General features: G+C 66.5%; 15 protein-coding genes. 1 reads left to right on the forward strand and 14 read right to left on the reverse strand.

Going from position 1 to position 15,871, the window contains the following annotated elements; all coding sequences use genetic code 11:
* Nucleotides 1-7: 7 nt before the first annotated feature.
* A complete protein-coding gene (locus ACWTSU_RS00185; protein ID WP_455137882.1) occupies nt 8-1,024 on the forward strand; it encodes a LacI family DNA-binding transcriptional regulator in 1,017 nt (338 codons plus the stop codon).
* 17 nt (nt 1,025-1,041) lie between these two features.
* Here the strand turns inward: ACWTSU_RS00185 and ACWTSU_RS00190 are convergent, their stop codons facing one another.
* The 14 genes from ACWTSU_RS00190 to ACWTSU_RS00255 form a co-directional block, all read right to left on the reverse strand.
* Entirely contained in the window at nt 1,042-2,733 is a 1,692-nt protein-coding gene (locus ACWTSU_RS00190) for a DUF2264 domain-containing protein (RefSeq protein ID WP_455137883.1), read from the reverse strand.
* Nucleotides 2,726-3,598: a nucleoside hydrolase gene (locus ACWTSU_RS00195; RefSeq protein WP_455137884.1), complete on the reverse strand. Its 873-nt coding sequence runs from the start codon at nt 3,596-3,598 to the stop codon at nt 2,726-2,728. The genes ACWTSU_RS00190 and ACWTSU_RS00195 overlap by 8 nt, the downstream gene beginning before the upstream one ends.
* Before the next feature lie 9 nt (nt 3,599-3,607).
* Nucleotides 3,608-4,837 carry a glycosyl hydrolase family 28 protein gene (locus tag ACWTSU_RS00200; protein WP_455137885.1) on the reverse strand — a complete coding sequence of 410 codons (1,230 nt, stop codon included), beginning with the start codon at nt 4,835-4,837 and terminating at the stop codon, nt 3,608-3,610.
* Nucleotides 4,838-4,851: 14 nt separating this feature from the next.
* Entirely contained in the window at nt 4,852-5,703 is an 852-nt protein-coding gene (locus tag ACWTSU_RS00205; RefSeq protein WP_455137886.1) for a glycoside hydrolase family 43 protein, read from the reverse strand.
* A 49-nt stretch (nt 5,704-5,752) separates the two neighbouring features.
* Complete coding sequence (locus tag ACWTSU_RS00210) at nt 5,753-6,559, reverse strand: hypothetical protein (protein WP_455137887.1); 807 nt, start codon at nt 6,557-6,559, stop codon at nt 5,753-5,755.
* A complete protein-coding gene (locus ACWTSU_RS00215; protein ID WP_455137888.1) occupies nt 6,552-8,234 on the reverse strand; it encodes a family 43 glycosylhydrolase in 1,683 nt (560 codons plus the stop codon). Before ACWTSU_RS00215 ends, ACWTSU_RS00210 begins: the two co-directional genes overlap by 8 nt.
* Complete coding sequence (locus ACWTSU_RS00220) at nt 8,234-9,073, reverse strand: Cof-type HAD-IIB family hydrolase (RefSeq protein WP_455137889.1); 840 nt, start codon at nt 9,071-9,073, stop codon at nt 8,234-8,236. Before ACWTSU_RS00220 ends, ACWTSU_RS00215 begins: the two co-directional genes overlap by 1 nt.
* Nucleotides 9,067-10,173 carry a glycoside hydrolase family 88 protein gene (locus ACWTSU_RS00225; RefSeq protein ID WP_455137890.1) on the reverse strand — a complete coding sequence of 369 codons (1,107 nt, stop codon included), beginning with the start codon at nt 10,171-10,173 and terminating at the stop codon, nt 9,067-9,069. Before ACWTSU_RS00225 ends, ACWTSU_RS00220 begins: the two co-directional genes overlap by 7 nt.
* 37 nt (nt 10,174-10,210) lie before the next feature.
* Nucleotides 10,211-10,864, reverse strand: coding sequence for a hypothetical protein (locus ACWTSU_RS00230; protein WP_455137891.1), 654 nt, complete (start codon nt 10,862-10,864; stop codon nt 10,211-10,213).
* Between the two features lie 125 nt (nt 10,865-10,989).
* A complete protein-coding gene (locus tag ACWTSU_RS00235; RefSeq protein WP_455137892.1) occupies nt 10,990-11,859 on the reverse strand; it encodes a PTS system mannose/fructose/sorbose family transporter subunit IID in 870 nt (289 codons plus the stop codon).
* The gene (locus ACWTSU_RS00240; protein ID WP_455137893.1) at nt 11,852-12,718 is read right to left on the reverse strand and encodes a PTS mannose/fructose/sorbose/N-acetylgalactosamine transporter subunit IIC; all 867 of its coding nucleotides are present in this window, start codon (nt 12,716-12,718) and stop codon (nt 11,852-11,854) included. The genes ACWTSU_RS00235 and ACWTSU_RS00240 overlap by 8 nt, the downstream gene beginning before the upstream one ends.
* A gap of 79 nt (nt 12,719-12,797) precedes the next feature.
* The gene (locus ACWTSU_RS00245) at nt 12,798-13,283 is read right to left on the reverse strand and encodes a PTS system mannose/fructose/N-acetylgalactosamine-transporter subunit IIB (protein WP_455137894.1); all 486 of its coding nucleotides are present in this window, start codon (nt 13,281-13,283) and stop codon (nt 12,798-12,800) included.
* Between the two features lie 76 nt (nt 13,284-13,359).
* Complete coding sequence (locus tag ACWTSU_RS00250; RefSeq protein WP_455137895.1) at nt 13,360-13,779, reverse strand: PTS sugar transporter subunit IIA; 420 nt, start codon at nt 13,777-13,779, stop codon at nt 13,360-13,362.
* 259 nt (nt 13,780-14,038) lie between these two features.
* Complete coding sequence (locus tag ACWTSU_RS00255) at nt 14,039-15,835, reverse strand: DUF2264 domain-containing protein (RefSeq protein WP_455137896.1); 1,797 nt, start codon at nt 15,833-15,835, stop codon at nt 14,039-14,041.
* Between the last annotated feature and the right edge of the window lie 36 nt (nt 15,836-15,871).

A 15,871-nucleotide genomic window follows, 5' to 3' on the forward strand; every position in this document is an offset into this window, starting at 1 on the left:
AGGTCCCATGTCTCAACCATCCAAAAAACGCATCACCATCAAGGACATCGCGGAGATGGCCAAGACGTCGAAGACCACCGTGTCCTTCTATCTCAACGGCAAGACCGAGCGCATGTCCGAGGACACCCAGAAGCGCATCAAGCGCGTCATCGAGAAGACCGGCTACGCGCCCAACCCGCTCGCGCGCGGAATGAACTCAAAGGCTTCCCAGCTCATCGGCGTCGTCATCGGCGACATCACCAACACGTTCTCCAACCGAATCGTCAAGGGCATCGGGTCGGTGGCCGACGAGAGGGATTACCGCCTGCTCGTCTGCTCCTCAAACTACGATGCCGAGAGCGAGCGCGCCTACATCGACCGCCTGCTCTCCATCGGCGTCGACGGCTTCATCGTGCAACCGACCTCGCAGTTCAAGGAGATTGCCGGCAGCATCGAGGCGGCGGGGAAGAAGCTCGTCTTCTTTGACTCTAAGTTCTACGACTTTGCTTCGAGCTGGGTAAAGACCGACAACTACGAGGCAAGCTACCGAACCGTAAAGGCTTGCATCGAGCGCGGGTATCGTCGCTTTCTGCTCATCGCCGCGCCGCCCCAGCTCCTGAGCTCGCGCATCGAGCGCTTCTCAGGCTTCGTGGACGCTCTCGAGCAGGAGGGCACGGGCTTCACGCAGTTCGAGATCGGCTCCTCGAGCGTGGACGTGGAGGCGCTTCGCTCCTTCCTGCGCACCAACATCGACGGGGAGACCCCCACGCTCGTCTTTGCCCCCAACTGCTGGGCGCTTCCCGACATCTACGTGGCCATGCGCGAGTTCTACGCGCTCATGCCGCAGAAGGTGGGGCTCGTCGGCTTTGACAACTTCGAATGGGCGACTCTGGCCTCGCCGAGCGTCACCTGCATCGAGCAGCCCGCCTTCGAGGAGGGCCGCGAGGCGGCGCGCATCCTCCTCGATCTTATGGACAGCGACGAGAGGGGCGCCGTCCATCAGGAGCTCGGCTGCGAAGTCCAGTGGCGCGCGAGCACGATGTAGCGGAGAGCCTCACCACCTCACGAGTCGACGAGGACGACCTCGGTCACGAGGCGCGACTCCCCCACCCCGATGCGATAGCGCACGGCGGGAATGAGCGTCTTGCCGCACATGAGATTAGTGTTCGGCTCGGGGGCGATGAGCAGAGCCTCCCCGGGAACGCCCAGGGAGCGCACGCAGCAGGTGCGCTCCACCTCATCGAGCCCCAGCTCGTGATAGTCCCCGGGTATCGCGAACCCGCAATCGTACGCCTCGCACTCGACCGTGCTCCTCACCACGTGCCGGCGCACGTGACCGCCTGGGACGGGCTCCACGCGGCTCTCGACCTCGACGCCGGGAAACGGGCTCCAGCATGAGACGACCTCGTCCCCCTCAACCCGGGCATCCTCCACCCCGTCGCGCACGAAGACGCGACCGAACGCGACAAAGGCGAGCATGCTGTCCGGCGCGGCCTCGGCAAGCGACCGCTGAGAGCGCGCGACGCTGAACCCGAACCGCGACGAGTAGGCGAACTTGGAATACTTTGCGTCCGACTGCGCGAAGGGATGGCCCGGCACCCGCCCGCTCGGATAGAGCGTGACCTCGCCCGCGGCATCGCGCGCCAGAAGCGCCGTCCCTCCCAGCGCGGTCGAGAGAGCCGGCAGCTCAGGCAGCGGCTCCGGGTCCGCATGCCAGAACGGGTCGACCGCCGGCAGCATCAGGCACGCGAACGCCATGAGGCACCACATCGGCGACCCCGCTGCGTTGTATCCCTCTGCCATGTGCAGGTTGGGATAGTGATAGCCGATCGTGAGCACACCTCCGTTGTCGCAGACGCGCCCCCGATCCCACGCGCGCAAGTTACGCGCCACGAGCCCCTTGAGCATCCCGGCAGTGAAGCCGGGACCCAGGTCCGCGCCCGTTGCCGCCGCCATGGACCAGAACCCCGCCTGCGCGAACCGATACGTCATGGATCGGCCGTACGCCACCCCCTCGCCTCGCGCCGAGAAGAGCCTCACGTAGTCCCCGGCGAATGCCCGCGCGCGCTCACGGAAGAGGGAGGCGCGATCGGGATCCTCGTCCCCGCAGAGCCAGGCGTAGAGCAGCCCGAAGAAGTGGAACGTCATGGCGTTGTAGTAGTCCTCCACCCCGCCCGGCCCGTCTCGATACCAGCCTTCTCCCCGGTAGAACCCGTCCAGCTCGGACAGGTCACGCGTCAGACGGCCCGTATCCCCTCCGGCCCCCAACCGATTCAGGGCGAGGTTGACGAGCACGCGGAACCACAGCCAGCTGCCCGCGGGAAAGTCGTAATCGTTGCACTGCAGCAACCAGGCCACGACGCGACGCCGCTCGTCACCCGTGATCGCGCCCCACAGCGCATCGGGAGCCAGCAGCAGCGCATAGGCGATGGCTGCCATCTCAACGAAGCGCTGGTCATGGGGACGGCACCCTCCCCAATACTCCGACGAGGAGGGGTCGGTCCCCGCAGCCAGGCCGCGCGGATACGCGGCTTCGAAGAAGCCGTCTCCGCTCCTTCCCCCGCCCGCCCAGAGCGGCGCCAGCCCCCACAGGACGCGTGCCCACGCCTCCATGGGGATGACCTCGTCCTCGTATTGCGCGCCCCCGCCCGCAAGGCGAACCTGGGCACGGCCCTCCGAGTAGTGCGCTCGCAGCGCGTCGAGATATCCCATGAGCTCGCGCTCGAAGTCGTCACGGGACACAAGGTCACCCATGATCCTCTCCCATCGAAAAGAGTGCCAGCTTGGCAAACAGGTCCTCGAGCACGAGGCGCGCGTCGACCCCGCGATAGACGCGAATCGTCCTGCCGAGGTCAGGGGGCTCCGCGTAGCGACAGTCATCGGCCACGCTCGGGGCGGGTCGCTCCTCGTACAGTCCCTTCTGCTCGGCGAGAAGGACCCCGATGGCAGCCTGGTCTCCGAGCACCCAGCTCTCGGGCATGACCCAGGCGCGCTTGCCGAGGTTCTCGTCACGAAAGGCGACGAGCCTGTCAACGAGGTGCCTCCCGAGCCCGCCGCAGGGCCTCACTCGAACGCGAAGCTCCGCCACAGAGGCGACGACTGCCTTGTACGCTCCGGAGGGAACCTGCCAGAGCGGAACGTCAGAGGCGAGCACCTCGCGCGCCGCGACAAGGTCGCGCGCGAGGTTGGCCTCGTGGCCGCCACCCGGATATCGGCCCCCTCCCACCCAAACGACGGTCATTCTTCCGCCGATGCGGGGACACGCGCGCAACGCGAGCGCGAGGTCGGTAAGAGGCCCCATGCAGAGAAGGAAGAGCGGCCAGTCGTCCTCGCGCAGAGCCTCGCGCACAATGAGGCCGACGCCCTCTCCGACGTCATCGCCGAGCCCATCGAGCGGACACCGTGCGCCGCGGACGACGGGCACCTCTCCCCTCCCGCAGAGCATAGCCACGCGTCGCACCTCGACGAACGACGCCTCTACCGACCCGGGCTCTCCGAAGTGCTGTGCCACGATTCCGCGCACGTCGAAGGAGCGCGTAAGCAGAGCGTGCGCGATGGCGAAGGGGTCATCTGCCTCGTTTGCCGCGTCGCTTGCGATGATGATACGGACGCCCGTCATGTCACAGCCCTAGGGCTGGACCCGCTTGAGCACCTCAGCCGTGACCTCGCTCTTCCGCACCTCGCGTGGGCCCGAGAGGGGCTCACCCGTCGCACAGCTATACGTCACGTTCCTCTCAATCAGACGTGCGCCCTCGCCGAGCTGGACGAAGGGACGCCCCGCGCTCTCGGCGTCGGGCGCGTACTCGAGGGAGCAGTCGTCAAGCTCCAACAGCCCCGGCACGTCCTCGCGACCGCGGAAGAACGAGCTCATGCTCACGCCCGACACCCGGCAGCCCGTGAGATGCAGGTCGACGAGCGGGCGCTCGGTCTGGTAGCCTCTCTCGGATCCATAGTCATAGTTGATGAGGCGACCGGGGTTCTCGAAGGAGCAGTCCCTGATGCGCCAGTTGCAGGCGTCCTCGCGGATGACGTCGCCCTTAACGGCGTAGTACTTGATGGCCGCGTGCATGTGGTGGGTTCCCTCGAGGATGTGGGGGTACTCACCGGGACCCACGAACCGGCAGCCCTCGACGAGCAGGTTGGCGCAACCCAGGCGCAGCGCGTTGCAGGCGGTGTTGAGAAGGGTGTCCTCCACGACCACGTTGCGCGCGTCGAAGCCGGCCACGCAGTCATCCCCGCACTTAAGCGTGCACCGTCGGATGGACACGTTGTTGCAGTGGTGAATGTTGAACCCGTCGTGACCGCCGAGCACCGTCACGCCCTCGGCGAGGACGTTGTCGCAGGAGTCGATCTGGTGGCTCCAGTTGGCGGAGCGCTCGAAGGTATAACCGGAGAGCGTCACGTTGCGGCACCGACAGACGCGGATGCCCATGGCGCCGCGGAAGCCCTCCTCGCCATGCGGGTCGGTGCAGTCAACGCCGTCGATCGCAGCGCCCGGCTCTCCCGTGATCGCAACGTTGTCGACGTCAGCAGCGGTGATCAGCGCGCGCGTGTAGTGGGGGCACAGGCCCTGGATGCGCACGATGTCGGGGTTCGTGGCATAGGCGAGCGTGGTGGGGATGTCCCAGTCCGTATAGTCAGCGATATCATCCGACCCCTGGATGCGAGCCCCGGACTTGAGATACAGCTCGGTGCTCCCGTACAGGCGCAGCGACCCCGTCCGATAGGTTCCCGCTTCAAACGTCGCACGGGCGCCGCCCGCATCGCGGGCGGCGTCGAGCACGGCCTGCAGCTCGGCGGTCACGAGCCGGTCGGTGTGACCGAGCTCGGAGGGCACGGTGATGGTGGTGCGTGACATGTGCATGGTCCTTTCTACGCTTTGAGGCCAGAAAACTGGTCCTGCCAGACAATCGTCATCGGATCGTGCTTCTCGTCATCAAACGTGACCGGCAGGATGCTGTACCCACTCGCGCCCAAATCCGTCGGGCACCAGTGATCGATGAGCACGAACGGTGAGCCCCCTGCCCAGAAGAGACAGGTGGCCTGACCCTCGAAGGTCGCGTGGTCGCGCTCGCCCCGACAGGGGTTGTCCACGAGCTTCCACCCGCCCATCACCTGAGGGCTCGTGCCGAACAGGGCGGGGTTGGGCCTCCATCCTGTGCAACCGGAGGTGAGCAGGTAATACTGCCCGTTCGCCGCAAGGAGGCAGGGGGCCTCGCGCTCCTGGTCGGCAAAGGCGCGCGTCCACGAGCCGTCGACGCTGGCATAGTCGTCCGCGAGCCTCATGATGTGCAGGCTGCGGTTTGACTCTGAGCTGCTCACCAGGTACCCGGCGCCGTCGGCGTCCTGGAACAGCGTCAGGTCCCGACTGTCCTGTCCATCTGGGCGGACGACCCGCACCAGCTCGAAGGGTCCCTCTGGGGCATCCGCCACGGCAACACCCGCCGCAGCGGTTCGATACGCCGCGTCATCCGCGTGGAACCACATCACGAATCGACCGGTCTGGGGGCAGAGAAGGACGCGGGGGCGCTCCATCACGCCCGTCGGTCGCATGACCTCGAACTCGGAGGACGCGTCCGCGCGGAGCACGAGACCGCAGTCTCGCCAGTGGGAGAGGTCGGTCGAGCGATAGCACCTGATGCCGATCGCATCCTGGCGCCGACCTCGCGTGACCCCGCTCTTGTCCTCGCCGTACCAGAAGAACGAGCCCCCGTGCGGCAACACCCATCCACCATGCGCCTGGATGGGGCGTCCCTCGACGTCCAGCCATAGCTTACCGTTGCGCACGACGCCCCCAAACCTCCAGCTGAGACAGGGCTGGGAACCCGTCCTCCTGCGCACGGACGAGATCGCGGAGCCGAAGCCACTCGATCGTGCGGCCCCCCAGCGAGAAGCCCTGGCGCGCGCCGGTCCCCTCGAGGGTCAGCTCGAGCGCGCTCCCGTCCGAGAGCTCCAGGCGCGCGGAGCGCCACCAGGTATCGTGAGGAAAGTCGGCTCGCAGATAGAGTGCGAGCTCGTCTGCCACGACGGGCTCCCCGAAGTCCACGCGCAGCCATGCGTCCGAGCACCCGTTGACGCCCCAGGACTCATGGGGCCAGGAGCCGTGCGAGCTGGTCTCAAAGATGCCGTCGATGGCGTTTCTCGCGAAGAACTGGGGGTTGGGGCACGTCACGTTGGTGCTGGCATGCGGATAGAGCCTCGGGGCGGCAGTCGCGGGGAGGTTGAGGTCGTGAGCGTTGAGCGCGAGGTTGCGCCACGCGTCGGCCTCACGGGGGTCCTCCAGGCGCACGTAGGCCCAATGGCGCTCGTCGGCAAAGGCCCAGCCCTTCCCATAGGGGCAGCGCTCGTCCGCTCGTGGAATCGGGAACTCGAACCTGCCGCCCACGAGCATCACGTGGCTCTCGGCGAGGCAGGCGTCGAGGCGCATCACCATATGCGCCCGCTCCCTGTCACACGTGACGACCAGACGGTCCCCGGGCTGGTACGTGCCGCGCCACGAGAGCGTGACCTCCGACGTTCCGTGCCCGGACCAGCGGACGCGACCGTCCGCCGAGACGACCGCGAGACTCAGGTCACTCATCGTCAACACCCTCGAGGTCCTCGTAGGAGAAGCTGGAGAAGGTGGCACGAGCCGTCTTGTCGAACATGTCCACGCAGAAGAGGCCCACCACGGTCCCGGTGTAGGCCCACCCGGGGACGCGCTCGTCGGACATCACCGACGCGTCGAGCACAAGGGGCTCGCCGTCGTCGCGCCGCACCGGCACCGGCGCGCGACCATCCAGGGAGACAAGGGGCAGAAGGGCGCCGCGCCGACACTCCATCGCGAGCGTCACCGTGCGCGCGCCGTCGGGCACCCGCAGGCGAGCGCTTGGTCCGAGGGGCAGCGAGAAGTCCCCGTCGCGCGCCACGAGCACGTCGATGACGCGGCAACCGGACCCCTCGTCCCAACCCACGCAGAGACAGGCGAACGCCCGCGCGTCATAGGCGCACACGAGGCCGGCAAGCTGGTTGTAGTGGCGCGGGGCAAAGCCGAGCGCGGTCTCGGCGCGCCAGGAGAAGCTCGTGACCCGCCGGGCGACGAGCGATTGATCAAAGAGCGAACTCGGCGAGTCCCCGCCCATGAGCGCCAATCCATCGGGGGTCGTGGCAATCCGAGCGAGGTCTATGTGGCGCGGGACGAGCCACTCCTCGAGCCACAGACGTCCCAGCCCGCCCTCTGACGAGAAGGACGTCTCGTAGCGATATCCCGGCTGACCGGGAGCAAGCCGCTCGGGCGCATGGGCACGTGCCGGAGCGGCCACCTCGACCTGCGGCACGATGGAGCCCGAGGCAAGACGGGGCCACCCATCCTCCCACACCACGCGCTGCAGGGCGCACTCGCGACCCAGCGGGGAGACCCCCTGCTCGCTCACATCGAACACCTGGGGCAGGCCGTCGGGCCGGGGCAGGTAGCGAGAGGTCAGGTGGCACACGTACCACTCGCCGTCCGGCGTTCTCACAAAGTTCCCGTGGCCCGCCTTTCGCAGCGGCGTCTCGGAGCACCATGCGCACACGAGCGGCTCGGGGCATACCTCATAGGGGCCCCAGAGGTCTCGTGAGCGGGCCATGCGGATGCGGTGCCGCCGTCCGGTCCCCCCTTCAGCGCAGGCGATGTAGTACCACTCCCCGCGGCGCATGATGTGGGGACCCTCGCGCAGCCAGTTCACGGCGTCCTCGTTGCCCAGGACCACGCGCGCCTCGCCCATCAGGCCACGCTCGAGGGAGAACTCCTGGAGCAGCAGCCCGTTGAAGCGGTGGTGCCCCGGGAGCGGTCGGGGGTCCCACTGGGGGTTCAGCACGTAGTGGTGCCCGTCCTCGTGATAGAAGCCGGGATCGAAGCCCGACGCGTTCACGAAGACCGGATCTGACCACGGGCCCTCGATCCGCTCGGCCGTGACCACGTAGTTCGAGACGTCCTTGAAGATGCCGTCGATCTGTCGGCACACGGTGTAGGTGAGCCAGAACAGGCCGCTCGACTCGTCAAAGGTGAGGTCGGGAGCCCAGACGCCCGCGGAGTCGGGCACGCCGCGCAGGTCGAGCCCGGGCAGCGCCCCTCCCACGCTTCTCCAGCTCACCAGATCGTCGGAGACATACAGCGACACGGCGGGGAGCCACTGGAAGGTCGAGGTCGCCAGGTAGTAGCGGCCGTGCGCGGCGCACAGGCACGGGTCCGGGTGAAAGCCGCGCAGGACGGGGTTCTCTATCGTGACGCCCATCACGCTCCTCCTCGGGTCGAAATGATCGCTTCGATGGCCTCGGCGACGCCGTCATGCTCGTTGTCCGCGACGATGACGTCCGCCGCGTCCCTGACCACTTCGATGGCGTTGCCCATGGCGATGCCGACCCCCACGGCGCCCATCGACTCCACGTCGTTCTCGTCATCGCCGATGGCGGCGACCTCGTCGAGGGGAATGCCGAGCCCTCTCGCGAGAAACGCGATTCCCTCCGCCTTGGAGCAGCCCATCGAGACGACGTCGAGCCAGAGCGCGTCGGAGCGGGAGACGCTCACGCCCCCGATTCGGTCGACGAGCGCCCGAAGCTTTCGATAGGAGGCCTCGTCGTCGGCATGGAGGGCCGCCTTGAGGAGCCGGCCCGCGTCTCGCTCGACCCGCGCCCGGAGCGCAGCGTAGCTTTCGCACGCGTCATAGCCCTCCACGGCCCTGGAGGGCGCACCGACGCGCGTGACGCGACCGCAGGTCAAATTGAAGTCGGGTCCGGCCACGGAGACGTAGCAGCCCAGACGCTCCGCCACGTCCACGACTTCGAGCGCGGCCGAGCAATCCAGGGGATGCCTGAACACCTCGAGCCCGCGCAGCGTCACGTAGGCGCCCGAGAGGCTCACCGCGGTGCGCTCGAGGCCCAGCTCGTCGGTCAGCTCGTAGATGCTGAGCGGATGTCGGCCGCTCGCCACCGCGACTCGCAGCCCGGCCATCCGCGCCCGCTCGAGCGCGGCGCGGTTGGCGGCGGAGACGGTCTTGTCGGGAGAGAGGAGCGTCCCGTCGAGGTCCACGCAGACCAGGCTCACGCGCCCCAGGTTCTTCTCGGCAGCTACCATAGCAGCGCGTCTTTGCCCTCGAGGCGCAGCACGGCCTCGAGGAAGTAGTAGTCGGCGTAGCACATGTGCACGTGACGGTCATGCGCGGAGTGATAGGCGCCGGAGCACATCTGGACGACGCCGTCGTGCGTGACGTCCCAGTCGCAGAAGCGCTCGTCCGTGGCGCGCAGGATTCTGACGGCCCACTCGACCCAGCTCGCGCGCTCCGCCCCCTCGCACGCCCGCGCGATCTCGAGCATGCCGCAGGCGGCGATGCAGCCCGCGAGGGCGTCCCAGTACTCGGGCTCCTCGGGCTGGCGGAAGTCGAGGAGCGCGACGTTGCCCGTCCGCGCAACCTGGCTCACGAAGTAGTGGCCCACGCGACGCGCGCAGTCCAGGTAGCGCCGGTCCCCCGTGTGGCGATAGCTCAGGGCGAACCCGTAGACGGCCCAGCTCTGCCCGCGACTCCATGAGGACCCGGGCGCGCATCCCTGCCCGGCCGGCGTGTCGAGAAGATCACCGCTCGCGGGGTCGAGCACGATGATGTGGTTGCAGGACCCGTCGGCGCGAACAGTCTTCTCCATGACGGTGTCGGCATGGTCACAGGCGACGTAGGTGAAGCGCGGGTCGCCAAGCGTGTCGGACGCCCAGTAGAGCAGAGGGATGTTCATCATCGAGTCAACGATGACCCAGCCGGCCCGGTCGCGGTTCCATGAGCGGATGAAGCGGCCGCGCGGATTGTAGCGCCCGGCGAGCAGGTGCGCCGCGTGCAGCCCGCGAGCCTGGCTGCGCTCGTTGCCCGTCAGCCGCCAGTCGGCGACAGCGGAGAGGAGCCACATGAAGCCGACGTCGTGGTGCAGTCCCGTGTAGCGCTCGAAGGCACCGTCGAGCTTGTCCTCCACCGCCCGCGCGACCTCGCGGAAGGCGTCGTCGCCCGTCGCGTGATAGCACTGCCACAGGATGCCAGGCCAGAATCCATTGGTCCACCAGACGAGGTCCTCCGGCGTGGCCGACATGTCCTTGCGGTAGACGTGGTCCTCGGCGATATAGGGAATTCGAGCGCCGACGCGCTCGCGCTCCGCAGCGAATCGCTCGAGCAGCTTTGCGCAGGTCTCGTCCACCCAGCGGGCATCCTCCTCCGACAGGGAGAAGGGCCTTTCAGAGAGCCGTTCCAACTTTCACACCTCGATCCAGGTCGTTGACGCTCACTCCCAGGTGCGCGGCGGCGCGCTCCCTGAGCTCGACGTCCTTTCCGTCCTTGCGCGTGGCATGCATGGCAGCGAGCAGGTACTCCGCATAGCCGCGGCGACGCCCCGTCAGCGAGGGGAGCATCCCCTCGATGCGTGCGAGCTCAGTCGTCTTGTGGTCCAGTACGATGTCGTAGTACTGCCGATACGCCCTGATGCTCTCCTCGCTGACGTGCACCTCCTCCATGCCCCTGATGATTCGGGCGCAGCGCTTTCTGTCGTGCACGCACGCAAACGCGGTGAACCCCTCGCTCAGCAGGCTGGCGCGCGCATAGTCGCTCAGCTTGAGCTTCATGAGCAAGTTGAACTGCTCGGCCATGCGCGCGCGATCGCCCTCGGCCGTACGAGCCTTGAACACGAGCAGCCCGCGCGCATAGGGGGAGAGGAGGAGGCGGGACGACCGCCCCTCGGCCATGCGGAAGAACCCGTCGAAGTCACCGCGCTCGATGGCGCCGCTCATCCTCACGTAGAGCGAGCTGCGCAGGTGGAACATGACCACGGCCGAGATGACCATGACCGCGACCACCGTGACGATGGTGATGACGAGCACCTGCGTGGCACCCATGACTCCCCCTTTCAACTGACACGTTCTCGAAAATGGGGCGGGGCACCGCACGAGCGGTCACCCCGCCCCACTCTCACCCATTGACACGGGCAGCTTTGGCAAGGGCTCGGCTGCTCGTCCCGGGCCTAGCCCGTGACGCCGAGCAGCGTCAGGACGATGGCGAGCACGATCAGGACACCGAGCAGGATGATGGCGCTGTTCTTGGACTTAGACCTGCTGAGGTACCAGAAGCACCCAAGCGTGAGGAGCAGCGGGAAGAGCCCGGGGAGAATCGAGTCGAGCACGCTCTGGAGGTTGAAGACGTTGCCGTTGCCCATGTCGACGACGAGCGTGGTCTTGACACTCACGAACTGGGCGACCATGGCGCCGGTCATCATCATTCCCAGGACGGTGAAGCCCTTGGTGAGCGCCTGCATCTTGCCGGAGGCGAGCGCCTCGGTCACGAAGCCGGTGCCGAGCTTCATGCCCAGGCTGCCGCACAGATAGTGAATGATGAGGTCGGGGATGTTGTAGACGAGCGCGAACAGGATCGGGCCGAGCCAGCTGCCCTGGGCGGCAAACCCGACGGACACGCCGATGGCGATGATGCGCAGGCAGGAGAGCGTGATGGCGTCTCCGATGCCCGCCATGGGCCCCATGAGGGAGACCTTGATGGCCTCGATCGAGTTGTCGTCGAACTCCTCGCCGCGATCGAGGGCGGCCTTGCGCTCGTACTCCATGGAGATAACGAGAGCGAAGATGAAGGAGGCGTACTGCGGCGTGGTGTTGAAGAAGTTCTGGTGGCGCTGCATGGCCTCGTAGAACTCGTCCGTCTCCTTGCCGTAGATGTCCTCGAGATAGGGGATCATCATGTAGGCGAACGTGGTGCCCTGCTGCTTGGTGTAGCTCGTGCAGAACATGAGGAACATGGTGCGCCAGAAGAGGCTCCAGATGATCTTGGTCTTCTTGGCGGGGGTAAGCTCGGGCGTGCCCTGAGCGGTGACTGCGTTAGTCATTGAAGAAATCCTCGCTTTCGTCGCTCGACGCGGACACGTTCTGCAGCGCCTTCTTCTCGTTGATCTTGCGGAACTCGTTCATGATCACGAGCGCGGCGACGGCTCCGCCCAGCACGGCGATCTCGACCTGAGTGAGCAGCGCCGTGTTGGAGGTGGTGAGCTGGATGGCACCATCAACGATGCTGGCACCACTCACGGCGTTGTAGCCAAGGAACGACACGAGGCCGAACCCGATGAAGAAGTACGGGAACTCGGACGCCGTGTAGAGCTGCTTGAGGAGCAGACCGAGGCCGAGGGCCGGCAGCATCGTGGAGGCAACGGTGAGGGAGGACTGGAGCCAGTCGGGCAGCGCGTCAACGAAGGCCTGGACGACCGGCTGGCCAGCGAGGGTGCAGGCGAAGCCGAGCGCGAAGTAGCAGAGCTCGAAGCAGACGAGCTGAGCGGCCCAGAGACGCTTGTAGCCCTTGACGTTGTGGTTCTCGAGCAGCTTCTCGAAGCGCGGCACCATGGCCGTGACCACGATCTTCATGCAGGAGTAGAGCAGGGTGCCGAGGGCGGCCAGGGGGACGGCAAGCGTCACGGCAACGGAGATGTCCTGGCCGAGCAGCATCGCAAAGGCCCCGCCGAAAATCGAGCCCATGGTGATGTCGGAGGGCATCACGCCACCGAGGCTCACGTTGCCGATGAAGACGAGCTCAAGCTGGGAGGCGAGAATCAGGCCCTCCTGGGGGTGCCCCAGCAGCAGGCCCAGAATCGAGACGCAGAAAACCGGACGAGAGAGCTGGGAGGAGCAGGTCCAGTCAAGGAACTTCGCTCCCATCAGCACCAGGCCGACAATCAGCGCGGCGGTTACGTCCATTGGAACTCCTTTCGCTAACCTATCGGGTTACGTGCGTATCGCAGGCCCGCTGCGCGCGACGGGCGAGCTGACGTGATGACTAGCCGAGGAGGGCGATGAGGTCCTCGCGACTGTCATCGGGAAGCGGCTGCGTGACGACCTCCACGCCCAGGGCGGAAATCTCGCGCACGACCTCCTGATCCCTCTCGGTGAGGTAGACCGTGTCGGTGACCTTCCGCTTTTCGGAAAGAGGGCCGTTGATGCGGCCGTAGTTGGCGACGTTGAGCACCGGGCGCTCCTTGATGCCCTTGAAGAGGGCCAGGAAGTCTGACGGGTCGTTGGAGACCACAAGGATCCTCAGGCTCTCGGAGCGGGGGTCGTTGATGATCCCCTGGGCCTTCTCGATGGGCAGAATCGCCGCCTTGACGCCCGCGGGAGCAGCGCCCTTGAGGGCGGCCACCTGCACCGCGTTCTTGGCGATCGAGTCGCTCGCCACGATGATGCGGTTGACGCCGAGCTCCTTGCACCACTTGACGGCCACCTGGCCGTGGATGAGTCGATCGTCGACGCGTGCCATGCTTATCATGTGCTGCTACCTTTCCCCTCGATGGGCCTCATGCCGAGCGGCGTCGCGCGCCGCGTGGTTCCCTAGACGCAGTTCCCTAGAAGAAGTCGTCCGCCCCGTCATCGGAATCGGACACCTCGAGCCTGACGACCTTCGTCGTGGCCTGCGCCTCCTCGATGGCGCGCTCAAGATCGGCGTCGGTCGCCTCACCGTCAATCGAGAGAATCCCGATGACCAGCGGCAGGCTCATTCCGGCCACGACCTTCACGTTGTCCAAACCGTACAGATCCTGCAGACACTGGTTGCACACACTGCCCCCCAGAATGTCGGCGACTATCACGGTCTGGTCACCGGAATGGGCGAGAACGTCCTCCCGAATCTGACGCCCCAGCTCCGCAACGCTTCCGTCGGGCGCGAGTCCGAAGAAGGGCACGCTCGCGCCGAAGATCATTTTGACCGTGCCGGCCATGCCCTCGGCCAGCCGGTTGTGGGAGACCAGAACGACTCGCTTGCCCATCAGGAGCCTCTCTCTTCTCTAGATAAGTAAACTTTCTCTTTCTTTTTTGCTAACCGGTTTACTAAACACGTCCATTATAGCCATCGAGAATGAATCTGCGCCTGGGTTTTTCGAATGAACGCCAAGCGGCTGATTTTTGCCAGTTTCGACCGTTTACGGCTTTTTTTGGCCGTTCACAGACGTGATGTGACAGACATCTGCGTATATCGAGGCGTCCCGCAAGCACGGCGTGAATCTAAATGGATTAGTAAACCGTTTACTAACGACCCTCTGACAAGCCCGGCTCACCGCAGACGACGCACGCAAACCACGTGGTCCCCGGCTCGATGCGCGCAGAGAGCACGGGAACGGCGCTGCGCTCGTAGCTATAGAGGTTGGTGTTGGGGTCCTGAAGAACCACGTCGGCCGTGCGAGGGGTCCATCTCGCCTCCGCCATCACGTCGGCGAGCCCCGCACCGACGAGCATCTGCCTGAGGGAGTCGTCGCAGGCCCGCGCGTCCATGATGCCCGACCGCCAGAGGCGTCCCGCCTCCGACATCCTGGAGACGAGCACGGCGCCGTCGCGGCACTCCTCGGGAACGTCCCTCTTGGGGTTCCATCCGAAGAGCGGGAAGGAGCCTTCGCAGGTGTCCAGCGCGACGGACGCCTCGATGCGATGCACGCGCGCGTGCGTGGCCTCGTTGAGGGGCACGAGCCAGGTCTCGACCTGAGCCGCCGACCCGTAGCGCCACAGCGAGTGCACGTACCCCGGCCGCACCTCGCCCAGGTCGATGCGGTCGCGCGAGGCAAACTGATCGAGCCCGGCAACCGAGAGGGCCAGGCACGAGTCAACGGCGAAGTTCGCGCGGCCGCGCACGTCGCGCGAGACGTTCCAGCCGAAGGCGGACGAGTAGCAGAGCTTTCCGTAGCGCGACATCCCTCCCGTGAGCATGGGACCGCCGAACTGCACGGAGGAGAGAAGGTAGCAGTGGTGGGGCCCGCTCACGGCGAGCACGCCGGGCTCGGGCTCGGGCCGCAGCTCGTCGCGGGACGGCTCGACCTCCCCGCAAGACCAGAACTCGTCCGTGGCGGGCAGCGCGAGCACCACGAAGGAGCGCAGGGCGCGACTGGGCGAGGCCGGGGAGCAGTAGTTCTCGACGAGCGCGAGGTTGGGGTAGCCGTATCCGGGCTCGAGCGGGGCGGCCGCGGGCGTGAGGTGCCCGCGCCACCAGCGGAGGTTCTGCATCAGGAGCCGCTTGACCTCCTCGAGCGCGTGCGCGTGCGTGCCGGTGAGCGCGCAGGCGGCCCAGAAGCATGCGTGACCGAAGCGATAGAAGACGCTCCGCCCGAAGGGCACCGAGCGCCCCTGGCGGTCGAACCATGCGACGTAGTCGTCCTCGAAGGAGGCGGAGCGCGCCGGCTCGTCGGGAAGCGGGCAGAGCTCGGGCGCGAAGCGACGCAGGAGCAGCAGCACGAAGTGAAACGTCACCCCGATGTAGTGGTCGCGCTGGTAGGGTCGCCCGTTCTCGTACCAGCCCCCGCCCGCGTACATGGACTCTATGGAGCGGAGGTCGGACGCGAGCCGCTCCGCGTCATAGGGCAGGCCGCAGACCGCGAGCCCCGCGTTCACCAGGGCCCGAGAGCAGAACCAGCTGCCCCAGGGAAGGTCGACCCCGTTGGCAAGGTTGAGCCACTCGACGAGGCGGTCCCGCTCGGCGGGGCTCAGCATGTTAAGGAAGTCGCCGCCGCAGACGAGCAGCCCGTAGCCAAAGACCTCCATCTCGACGACCGTCTGGCGCGTGGGCAGCGTGGGCTCCGGAAAGGCGAGCGGGCCCGTTGGATCAAGCCCGTCCTTGATGCGACGGATGTAGGGCTCCACGAGCTTCTCGTCATACTCACCGCTCGCAATGAGGGAGAAGATCGCCCAGAGCGGGCGCGCCACCCACTCGAAGCGACGGATGTCCTCGCCATAGGTCGATCCGGAGGTGGCGGGATAGGCGTACGGGTCCGGAAGGAGCTCGCGCAGCCAGCCTACGAGGTCCTCTCGCGTTTCGAGCTCACGGGCGGCGTCCGACATGGCAAACCCCTAGCGACGAGATTTTAGTAAACGGTT

The sequence above is a fragment of the Thermophilibacter sp. genome, assembly GCF_966187215.1.

Bases quoted from the DNA above. Each gene is read 5' to 3' on its own strand.
- ACWTSU_RS00185 (WP_455137882.1), top strand. From the start codon at position 8: ATGTCTCAACCATCCAAAAAACGCATCACCATCAAGGACATCGCGGAG.
- ACWTSU_RS00220 (WP_455137889.1), bottom strand. From the start codon at position 9,073: ATGGTAGCTGCCGAGAAGAACCTGGGGCGCGTGAGCCTGGTCTGCGTG.
- ACWTSU_RS00245 (WP_455137894.1), bottom strand. From the start codon at position 13,283: ATGATAAGCATGGCACGCGTCGACGATCGACTCATCCACGGCCAGGTG.
- ACWTSU_RS00210 (WP_455137887.1), bottom strand. From the start codon at position 6,559: ATGAGTGACCTGAGTCTCGCGGTCGTCTCGGCGGACGGTCGCGTCCGC.
- ACWTSU_RS00215 (WP_455137888.1), bottom strand. From the start codon at position 8,234: ATGGGCGTCACGATAGAGAACCCCGTCCTGCGCGGCTTTCACCCGGAC.
- ACWTSU_RS00190 (WP_455137883.1), bottom strand. From the start codon at position 2,733: ATGGGTGACCTTGTGTCCCGTGACGACTTCGAGCGCGAGCTCATGGGA.
- ACWTSU_RS00240 (WP_455137893.1), bottom strand. From the start codon at position 12,718: ATGGACGTAACCGCCGCGCTGATTGTCGGCCTGGTGCTGATGGGAGCG.
- ACWTSU_RS00200 (WP_455137885.1), bottom strand. From the start codon at position 4,837: ATGTCACGCACCACCATCACCGTGCCCTCCGAGCTCGGTCACACCGAC.
- ACWTSU_RS00195 (WP_455137884.1), bottom strand. From the start codon at position 3,598: ATGACGGGCGTCCGTATCATCATCGCAAGCGACGCGGCAAACGAGGCA.
- ACWTSU_RS00255 (WP_455137896.1), bottom strand. From the start codon at position 15,835: ATGTCGGACGCCGCCCGTGAGCTCGAAACGCGAGAGGACCTCGTAGGC.
- ACWTSU_RS00230 (WP_455137891.1), bottom strand. From the start codon at position 10,864: ATGGGTGCCACGCAGGTGCTCGTCATCACCATCGTCACGGTGGTCGCG.
- ACWTSU_RS00250 (WP_455137895.1), bottom strand. From the start codon at position 13,779: ATGGGCAAGCGAGTCGTTCTGGTCTCCCACAACCGGCTGGCCGAGGGC.
- ACWTSU_RS00235 (WP_455137892.1), bottom strand. From the start codon at position 11,859: ATGACTAACGCAGTCACCGCTCAGGGCACGCCCGAGCTTACCCCCGCC.